This is a genomic window from Daejeonella sp., from assembly GCF_049655485.1.
In the GTDB taxonomy this organism is placed as follows: domain Bacteria; phylum Bacteroidota; class Bacteroidia; order Sphingobacteriales; family Sphingobacteriaceae; genus Daejeonella.
The window spans coordinates 1-7249 of record NZ_JBASJU010000425.1 but is presented as its reverse complement, the minus strand read 5'-3'; the positions used below and the strand labels follow the sequence as shown (position 1 = coordinate 7249).

The 7249-nt window shown below is 40.9% G+C and carries 10 protein-coding genes; 7 read left to right on the top strand and 3 right to left on the bottom strand.

All coding sequences use genetic code 11. The annotated features are described in order from the left end of the window. Together WBJ10_RS17185 and WBJ10_RS17180 are read right to left on the bottom strand one after the other, a co-directional pair. Positions 1 to 303: hypothetical protein (locus WBJ10_RS17185; RefSeq protein WP_424292522.1), on the bottom strand; the 303-nt coding region annotated here is incomplete at its 3' end. A gap of 59 nt (positions 304 to 362) precedes the next feature. Next, positions 363 to 1844, bottom strand: a complete 1482-nt coding sequence (locus tag WBJ10_RS17180) for a trypsin-like peptidase domain-containing protein (protein ID WP_424292520.1) — start codon at positions 1842 to 1844, stop codon at positions 363 to 365. Between the two features lie 319 nt (positions 1845 to 2163). Between WBJ10_RS17180 and WBJ10_RS17175 the strand changes: the two genes are divergently transcribed. The 5 genes from WBJ10_RS17175 (at position 2164) to WBJ10_RS17155 (ending at position 4061) form a co-directional block, all read left to right on the top strand. Continuing rightward, entirely contained in the window at positions 2164 to 2601 is a 438-nt protein-coding gene (locus WBJ10_RS17175) for an RrF2 family transcriptional regulator (RefSeq protein WP_424292518.1), read from the top strand. Between the two features lie 136 nt (positions 2602 to 2737). After that, positions 2738 to 3124, top strand: coding sequence for a group III truncated hemoglobin (locus WBJ10_RS17170; RefSeq protein WP_424292516.1), 387 nt, complete (start codon positions 2738 to 2740; stop codon positions 3122 to 3124). Next, positions 3121 to 3507, top strand: coding sequence for a group III truncated hemoglobin (locus WBJ10_RS17165; RefSeq protein ID WP_424292514.1), 387 nt, complete (start codon positions 3121 to 3123; stop codon positions 3505 to 3507). The genes WBJ10_RS17170 and WBJ10_RS17165 overlap by 4 nt, the downstream gene beginning before the upstream one ends. A gap of 7 nt (positions 3508 to 3514) precedes the next feature. Then, on the top strand, positions 3515 to 3841 hold the full coding sequence (locus WBJ10_RS17160) for a 2Fe-2S iron-sulfur cluster-binding protein (protein ID WP_424292512.1): 327 nt from the start codon (positions 3515 to 3517) through the stop codon (positions 3839 to 3841). A 16-nt stretch (positions 3842 to 3857) separates the two neighbouring features. Beyond that, positions 3858 to 4061 (top strand): hypothetical protein, encoded by a 204-nt coding sequence (locus tag WBJ10_RS17155; RefSeq protein WP_424292510.1) that lies wholly within the window; start codon positions 3858 to 3860, stop codon positions 4059 to 4061. 354 nt (positions 4062 to 4415) lie between these two features. On the opposite strand, the gene WBJ10_RS17150 is transcribed toward WBJ10_RS17155, so the two are convergent. Beyond that, positions 4416 to 6599, bottom strand: a complete 2184-nt coding sequence (locus tag WBJ10_RS17150) for a PAS domain S-box protein (protein ID WP_424292508.1) — start codon at positions 6597 to 6599, stop codon at positions 4416 to 4418. 234 nt (positions 6600 to 6833) lie between these two features. Here WBJ10_RS17150 and WBJ10_RS17145 point away from each other — a divergent pair, with 234 nt between their 5' ends. Together WBJ10_RS17145 and WBJ10_RS17140 are read left to right on the top strand one after the other, a co-directional pair. Further along, the gene (locus tag WBJ10_RS17145; protein WP_424292506.1) at positions 6834 to 6974 is read left to right on the top strand and encodes a hypothetical protein; all 141 of its coding nucleotides are present in this window, start codon (positions 6834 to 6836) and stop codon (positions 6972 to 6974) included. Between the two features lie 6 nt (positions 6975 to 6980). Continuing rightward, positions 6981 to 7226 carry a hypothetical protein gene (locus WBJ10_RS17140; protein WP_424292505.1) on the top strand — a complete coding sequence of 82 codons (246 nt, stop codon included), beginning with the start codon at positions 6981 to 6983 and terminating at the stop codon, positions 7224 to 7226. Positions 7227 to 7249 lie beyond the last annotated feature (23 nt).

Sequence of the window (7249 nt, the reverse complement as noted above, 5' to 3'; positions counted from 1 at the left end):
AGGTCCTGCGCCACATTCCGAATTCAACTGCGGTTCAGGGATTTTAGTGGCGAATACCTTTGAAACAACATCTAAAACCTGATCCATTTCCATTCCAACGGGAAGTTCCGTGGTCGATCCTGATGGCTCTCGTACGACCTGCAGGGCATTTGCAGTTAATGCTATTACTGCTTTTGTGGAAACTGTGGTTTCCGTTCGAGTTATCGAAGAATCTGGAATTTCTGTAAGTGCAGAATCGCTTCCGTACACAGCATCAGTTTTCTTGCCAGTGTTTTGGCAGCTAATGAAGAAAACCGATAACACTAAGATTAATGTCTTGTACTTTAATATCCTGATTAAAAGGAATTGCGCTAAATAATTCATCAAGTACCCAGCGAAAAATTAAATGCTATTTTCGATCCATCTGGTGCGATACCTAATACCTGAACACGTGAATTCTGGGCAGCCACAAGGGCCTCATAAATATCTTCCGTACGGTTTATCGTTTGGCCGTTAATATATACGATGATGCTTCCCGGGGGAATTCCAAGCTGGTTGAAGAAACCGCCGATAAGGATTTTCGAAACAACAACACCACCACCTATATTAAGTCTTTCTTTTATTGCCGGGCTAAGAGGGGAGAAGACAGCACCTAGCTTATTATTTAGCTCTTCCACTGAGGGTTGGTTTGTGGCCAGGGTTTCTTTAGTATCAGCCTGAAGCCTGGCAGTGGTTGTTTGAGTTTTACCATCACGCAGGTAAGTGAGCTTCACCTCATCACCAGGCCGGCGGCGTGCAACACGTTCTGAGAACTCGGCGGAAGAATACAATGCTGTTCCATCGATACTTTGGATGATATCGCCTTCCTTTAGACCGGCAGCCTGTGCAGCACTCCCTTTTTGAATTCCGGTGATAATTACTCCTCTAATAGAACCCGGATCAATTCCCTGTTGTTTGAGATACGCGATTTCAGTAGCAGGAGCGGGGAAGGAAACCCCAAGCAATCCGCGTCTTACTTCTCCAAATTGTCTCAGGTCATCCAGGATTTTCTTAGCGAGATTTACCGGTACAGCGAAAGCATAGCCTGCATAGCTTCCCGTTAAGGAAGCAATGGCGGTATTTATTCCCACCAGTCGCCCATTAAAATCGACAAGTGCACCGCCGCTATTGCCGGGGTTTATAGCCGCATCAGTTTGGATAAAAGATTCAATGGCTGAATTAGATTGGGGCGAATCAGCCAGGCTATTATTGATGATTCCGATACTGCGGCTTTTTGCACTGACTATCCCAGCTGTAACGGTAGTATTTAAAGAAAAAGGATATCCCACTGCCAGCACCCAGGCACCCACCTCCAGATCATCCGAATTTCCCAGCGTCACCATCGGCAGATCTGTAGCATCAACTTTTAGGAGTGCCAGGTCGGTACTTGGGTCGCGCCCTATAAGTTTAGCGGCATATGTCCGCCGGTTCGGAAATATCACCTCGATATTAGTTGCATTCTCAATCACATGATTATTCGTTGCAATATAGCCGTCAGTGCTAATAACAACCCCTGAGCCGGAACCCATTCCTGGTGCCTGCCTGGCTTCATAGGGCGAACCGTACCCAGTGGCATTTCTACTCTGCTGATAAGTGGTTTTGATGTGTACAACGCCGGGAGTTACCGCTTTAGCAGCAGGGATAAAGTTCAAGCCCTGCACATTTGAAGAAGCGTTTGAGTTACTGCTGCTGGCACTTACCTGTGGAAAGGTATCTACATCTTGTTGCTGTTCTACAGCAGCATCGCTGGAGCAGGAGGAAAAAAGTAAAACAATGACTATTGTGCAAATGGACAGTTTGTTCTGACTCTTGAGAGGATTCTTCATAAATCTATCGTTTTTGTTGAGGCGTATGTGTTATTATATTACATTCATTAAGCTATACGGTTTGGCCGGGATTGCCATTTTTACAGATTTGTTGCCGGATGGCAATAGGAAATAGTGTTCCGGACAATTTACAAAAAATATTAAAAATGTAAATAAACAGGGGGGAGTAAAGAGCAAAGAACAAAGAGCAAAGACAGAGGGTGGTAACATTCTCAAGTTGGCCTCCAATCCTTATTAATTGTTCCTTGTTCTTTGTTCGTTTTCTAATAATAAAAGATAAAAAAGTGTTCTATTGGCAGCAAAATATTATCTTTGCCGCATGGGACTCTTTTCTAAAACATGTGAGTATGCTATGCGGGCGGTTTTTTTCGTGGCGCATCGTACTGAAAATGGGGGTAAAGTGGGGATCAAAGAAATAGCAGATGGGATCGGCTCTCCCGAGTATTTCCTCGCAAAAATTCTTCAGGATTTGAGCAGAAGGGGTATTATCCAATCCGCCAAAGGGCCCAATGGTGGTTTTTATATCGATGAAGTTAGTCGAAAAAGGCCTATTTCTGATATTGTTAATGCTATAGATGGGAATGGAATATTTACTGGCTGTGGTTTAGGCCTCAAGTTTTGCTCAGAGATAAATCCTTGTCCCTTACACGATCAGTTTAAGGAAATACGGAATCAGATCTACCTGATGCTTAAAAATACACCCATTGAAAAATTTAATGAGGAACTACTTCTGGGAACTACTGCACTAAAGAAATAAAAAATTTTAGACTTATAAAGGACAAAAAGGTATTAATATATTGTATGAAGAAGCCATTTTTTTTGAAAGCAGGAATAATAGGTATAGTTTTCTGGATGGCAAGCCCGCTCGGCGGTAAGCCTTTTTAAATAAATTTATGAAAATAGACATCACAGGATTAAGCGATATCGTACTGTTTGTTGATTCGTTTTACGCTAAAGTTCAAAAGGACGAACTAATCGGGCCTATTTTTAATAATGTTATTAGGGACTGGCAGCCCCATCTTGAGAAAATGTACATGTTCTGGAACGCAGCCTTGTTTGGAGTTCCGGGTTTCAAGGGAAACCCATTCGCAAAGCATGCCCCCCTGCCGCTTGAATTAAGACATTTTGAACGCTGGGTGTTGCTTTTCGACGAAACAATTGATGAACTTTTTGAAGGGGAGATGGCTATAGATGCGAAGAAACGCGCGGGTTTAATGGCATCTATGTTTTTAAACCGTTTTGAAAGTATGAAAGGTGGTGCTGATAAAGTGGTTGTATGATGGCCGAAAAAATTGCAAATGAGAGAGATATTTTAACACAGGAGGATGTTGCCTTGTTGGTTCACTCATTCTACGATAAAGTAAGAAATGATCATTTACTTGGAGATATCTTCAACGATGTAATTAAAGATAACTGGCCAGCTCATTTAAACAGGATGATTGACTTTTGGTCGACCGTACTTTTATATACCAGAACCTTTAAAGATGACCCTATGCCGAAACATTTGCCCCTGCCTATCGGCAAGGAACATTTTGACAGGTGGCTGGGGCTTTTTGATGAAACGATTGGCGAGCACTTTAATGGTTTGATTGCTGAAAATGCGAGGAAGCGGGCAGCCAGTATAGCTTCTATTATGCAGGCTGTAAAAGGTATTCCCAAGTAGCCGAAGAATGACAAACCACCTAACAAATATCAGCTTGAAGGTACATTGCGAAGGTGAGATTTATCACATCCAGACCTATTCTAACGAATACCGCAGCCTCATGATGCTGATTTATGATAAAATCAGTCCTGAGGACTTTGGCGATTGTTTAGGTATGGGCAAGTGTGGGACGTGTTTAGTTGAAATAGAGCCAGAAATCGTTCTGAACTCTTTTCAACGGAATGAAGAAACTACACTTTTAAAAGCTGGAGCTGTTGATAGGTCAAGACTTGCCTGCCAAATCTTAATTGATGAACATATTAACGGATTAGCCGTGAAAATATTGAGATCTTAAAAATCCAGGAAAATAAATGAACGAAAAATCAAAAGTAACAGAACGAATTGCAGAAGATACAGAATTCGTTGTATTGAACTTAAATAAGTCACAAGAGCAGATTAAATCAGAATCAGGCTGGCTGAACGGGGATAGGAATGCAATGACACTATTTAAGAGTGATGGCTTGCGCATTGTTCTTATGGCTTTACATACAGAAGCTGAATTAAAAAGCGCATAAAGCTCCGGGGATAATAACTGTTCAGGTACTGGAAGGGGAAATTAAATTTAAGACTGAAAAACAAGAATCTAATTTAGGCAAGGGTGAAATGCTAACTCTTCCTACGGGAGTCACCCATAGTGTTTTAGCGTTAAAAGAAGCGGTTTTCCTCTTAACTATTGCAATTGAAAAATAGGTTTCCAAAGAGCACATAAATTCATGGTTTTTGACAGTGGATGAAAAGGATAGAATCGCCCAGGTGGTAGGTCTTGAAAACAAGATTCTTTTTCCGAAAGCAGTTCTTCTAGAAAAGCGAATAGGGCTTCCTCATGGTGCATGGGTATTCGTTCTACCGCCGCAATATAGTAGTCTGACTTATAAATCGATTTTTTGAGCTTTATCGACGATATCTTTGATTAACAAATCCAACTCCCTGGTTGACTCATAAATATAACTTAAAATTTCAGGTTGTTCAACAGCGTCTTTATCATCCCTTAATAAGTCGATCAAAGCTAAGATGCGGACTACCGGCGCCCTGACCAGATGAGATTGAATCCAGGCAATTTCTTTCAATTTTGTATTCTGATCCTCAATTGCCTGGATGTAATTCATTTGATCTGTGATATCATTGGAATTCAAAAGCACCCCCTGAATGGTCGGGTCATCCAGAAGATTAGTCGCTATGGTTTCTAACCAACGGTATTCATCACATCCAACTCTATACCTGAATGGAGCATATTGTACACGTTTTTCGGTTAGTAAACGCGCGGTTGTTTTAGCAACGTTTTCGACATCATCTTTGTGGATTCGCCCAAATGGTGAGGTTCCAATTAATTCTGAATATTCTATTCTCAGGATGGTGGTGAAGGCAGGGCTGAGGTATCTATAATTTTTATCTTTATCTATAATGCTGATCAGATCCGACCCTTCCTGGATCAATGTTTTGAAGCGCTTTTCACTTAATTCTATTTTTTGTCGGGATAAAACTTGTTCAGTTACATCTACTACAAAGAAAAGTATACCATCAATTTCCCCTTCACCATTACGGTGTGCCTGGTAAATAAAATTCAAGTAGGTATCAACCAGTATACCATCACCGTTAAAATCAAATTTCATCAGCATTTCATTCGCCGAAAATGTTTCGCCAGTCTGGTAGACCCGATCCAAAAGTTCAAAGATTCCCTGGTCCTGAAGTTCCGGCAAAACCTCTAATACTGTTTTCCCAATGATATCCTTTTTATCGATTAATTTTAGATAGAGAGGATTTGCAAGTTCATATACATGATTCGGGCCTTTCAAAATTCCCATGCAGGAAGGGGCTTGAGAATATAAATCCAGAAAACGCTGCTTTTCAACTTCATATGCTTTTTCCAGGCCTTTTTTGTCTGTGATGTCTTTGGCGACACAATACATGATCTTTTCTGTATCGTTCCATTTCATTGACCAGACATTCGGTGTTTTAGAGCCGTCTTTGCGGATGATGTAATTCTGAAAATTGGTCATTTCCCGCCCCGACATTATTTCAGCGGTGGCTGAACGTGTCGATTCATAATCTTCGGCACTAACAAAATTTATATACTGCTTCCCGATTAATTCATGAGGCAGGTATCCCCACATTTTTTCGGCGGCTGCACTTACTTTAATAAACCTGCCAGCTTGATCAATCGTACATATAACATCCAACGAAGACTCCATTATCTTACTTAAATCACTCAGAGCCTTTTGCAATTCCTTAGAAGTGATGGTTATCTCCCTTTCTGCTGCCTTACGGCCTGTTATGTCTCGAATGATCATGGAAGTCTTAGACATTCCAGGGGTCTCTTCAAAGACGGAAGAAGAAAGTTCTGACGGAAATTTGCTGCCATCTTTACGGACGAGAGTAACTTCTCCGATGGCTTTGCCTTTAAGTCTGCGCTCTTCCAGGAGCTGTTTTAAACGCGGATCTTTCATATCCACAATTCCGAAACGGCCTGCATCACAAATCTCTTTTTCCGTCATTTTAAAGATTTCGCAGGCGGCCGGATTTGCCGCAAGAATCTGTCCATCAGTAACTGTAAGTAAGATACCATCCATGCTATTCTCGAAAAAAGCACGGTATTTTGCTTCACTTACCCTTATTAAATTTTCGGCTTTTTTGCGCTGCTCTTCGGCCTGAATTTTCTCAGTGATGTCTACTACAGTATGAATTATAAATGCAACCTCGCCGAGGTAATTCAAAACCGGGGTATTCTCAGGACTCCAATATTTGACTTCGAAACCTTTGGTCCCGGGAACAGGGATATCATATTTTTGAGTATCCATTTTGTGGGAGGCCTTAGTAGCCACAACTAATTCAAGTGATGCTCTTAGTTTTTCTACCCCATCAGCTTCCGGATCATTTGGATTATCAGGGAATGCTTCAAACAGGCCTTTATTAATGAGGTCGCAAGTGCGCGAATTTGTTGCCTGGCAATAAGCCCAATTGGTATTTACGATAGTATATCGAGGGAAATCCGGTAAAAGGACAAGACTGGCGCTGGGTGAAGCTTCATAAATTTTTTTGAGACTTGACGCGTCCATTATTTGGCATTTAACTATGAGTAAATATGTAGAGTTCCGTTCCTGTTTTAACTGAATAGCTTCATAAAAGTTTGGTTGTACGGCAACTAACCTCTTTTGTTACTTGTTTCTTGCAACTCGTTTCAACAGAAATTTATGGTTCTAATGACAATATATCAATGATGATAAATATTAACAAAAATTTGTTTATCCCAATATGTAAAGTATATTTGACGTATAGTAAACTTTACATTTATGAAATCAAACCTATTACCAAACTCATTTAAATTAATTGGAGCGGGAACTTTTGCCCTGGCATTAATTATCCCCATTGTGATGGGCTTTCTTAACCAGCAAGGCTGGGAGGAAACGGAGTCCAGACGGCAAATTGCTTAAACGTTCATGCTTCTGGGTCTTTCGGCTTTTATTTTGTCAAAAGAGAAAATCGAAGATGAATTTATTAACGCTTGCCGACTAAAAGCCTTTAAAGTTGCTTTTGTAGCAGGAATTATCTATTACCTGCAGGATGCATTTGGAACATACAGCGGAGCGCTGTTAAACAGCTCATTTTACCTTTTGGTGATGCAAATAGGAGTGTACTGTGTCATATTTTATCTCTTGAAATCCGGATTAACCAATGGTAAATAGATTGAAGGCTTGCAGGGAGGATC

Coding starts and splice junctions, on each gene's coding strand:
- WBJ10_RS17145 (WP_424292506.1), top strand. CDS start 6,834: ATGAAATCAAACCTATTACCAAACTCATTTAAATTAATTGGAGCGGGA.
- WBJ10_RS17150 (WP_424292508.1), bottom strand. CDS start 6,599: ATGGACGCGTCAAGTCTCAAAAAAATTTATGAAGCTTCACCCAGCGCC.
- WBJ10_RS17180 (WP_424292520.1), bottom strand. CDS start 1,844: ATGAAGAATCCTCTCAAGAGTCAGAACAAACTGTCCATTTGCACAATA.
- WBJ10_RS17155 (WP_424292510.1), top strand. CDS start 3,858: ATGAACGAAAAATCAAAAGTAACAGAACGAATTGCAGAAGATACAGAA.
- WBJ10_RS17165 (WP_424292514.1), top strand. CDS start 3,121: ATGATGGCCGAAAAAATTGCAAATGAGAGAGATATTTTAACACAGGAG.
- WBJ10_RS17140 (WP_424292505.1), top strand. CDS start 6,981: ATGCTTCTGGGTCTTTCGGCTTTTATTTTGTCAAAAGAGAAAATCGAA.
- WBJ10_RS17160 (WP_424292512.1), top strand. CDS start 3,515: ATGACAAACCACCTAACAAATATCAGCTTGAAGGTACATTGCGAAGGT.
- WBJ10_RS17175 (WP_424292518.1), top strand. CDS start 2,164: ATGGGACTCTTTTCTAAAACATGTGAGTATGCTATGCGGGCGGTTTTT.
- WBJ10_RS17170 (WP_424292516.1), top strand. CDS start 2,738: ATGAAAATAGACATCACAGGATTAAGCGATATCGTACTGTTTGTTGAT.